This window comes from Mesorhizobium sp. M7A.F.Ca.CA.002.15.2.1 (assembly GCF_003998715.1).
GTDB lineage: Bacteria > Pseudomonadota > Alphaproteobacteria > Rhizobiales > Rhizobiaceae > Mesorhizobium > Mesorhizobium ciceri.
Genome location: NZ_RZPI01001116.1, coordinates 1 through 933, shown reverse-complemented (window position 1 = coordinate 933; position 933 = coordinate 1). Strand labels below are relative to the sequence as shown.

Below are 933 nucleotides of genomic sequence, written 5' to 3'. Positions count from 1 at the left end.
CGGCTCAACAGGCCGGAAAAGCAGCCGATTTGGCCGGCCGCGCAGTTGCATTGACAACTTTACCGACTATATTCCGGCCAAATTTCAAGGGGCCGCCAGATTGGCGGCTGTTTTCAAAATTCAGGAGTACCTCGATGTTCGTGACACCGGCATACGCCCAAGGCGTCGGCGCTTCTCCCGACATGTTCATCAGCATTTTGCCGTTTGTCCTGATTTTCGTGATCATGTATTTTCTGATCATCCGGCCGCAGCGCACGCAGCTGAAGAAGCGTGGCGAGATGCTGGCCGCGGTCCGTCGCGGCGACACGGTCGTCACCGGCGGCGGCTTCGTCGGCAAGGTGACCAAGGTGATCGACGACAACGAGCTCGAGGTCGACCTCGGCAATGGCTTGAAGGTGACGGCGCTGCGCTCGACGATCGCCGATGTGCGCGTCAAGGGCGAGCCGGTGGCCAACCAGAACGCCAAGAAATAATCCAATTTTAGGCGGAGCGATCCGCGGACACGCTCTGACGGACGACGCCATATGTTGTATTTCTCGCGCTTCAAGATGATCCTGATCTGGGTGGCCGTGGCCATCACGGTGATCCTCGCCGCGCCCAACCTGTTCTCCGCCAGCACGCTGGCGCAACTGCCCAACTGGGTGCCGAAGCGGCAGATGACGCTCGGCCTCGACCTGCAGGGTGGTTCGCACATCTTGCTGGAAATGAACCAGAACGATCTGATCAAGGACCGGCTGGAGACGACGCGCGACGAAATCCGCACGCTGCTGCGCGACGCCAAGATTGGCTATACCGGCCTTGCCGGCACGGGGCGGACCCTGCAGGTTCGCATTACCGATCCCGCCCAGATCGATGCCGCCAAGACGGCGCTGAAGACGCTGACCGATCCGGTCGCCGCCGGCCTGTTCACCGGCGGTTCCGTGCAGGAAAAGA

The 933-nt window shown here is 61.1% G+C and carries 1 protein-coding gene and 1 pseudogene; both read left to right on the top strand.

Annotated elements, in window-relative coordinates:
• Positions 1 to 134 precede the first annotated feature (134 nt).
• Positions 135 to 473 carry a preprotein translocase subunit YajC gene (gene yajC, locus ENZ74_RS33035; RefSeq protein WP_013531305.1) on the top strand — a complete coding sequence of 113 codons (339 nt, stop codon included), beginning with the start codon at positions 135 to 137 and terminating at the stop codon, positions 471 to 473.
• Positions 474 to 524: 51 nt separating this feature from the next.
• Positions 525 to 933 (top strand): annotated as a pseudogene (locus tag ENZ74_RS33030) (protein translocase subunit SecDF); the annotation flags it as partial.

Bases quoted from the DNA above. Each gene is read 5' to 3' on its own strand.
- yajC (WP_013531305.1), top strand. From the start codon at position 135: ATGTTCGTGACACCGGCATACGCCCAAGGCGTCGGCGCTTCTCCCGAC.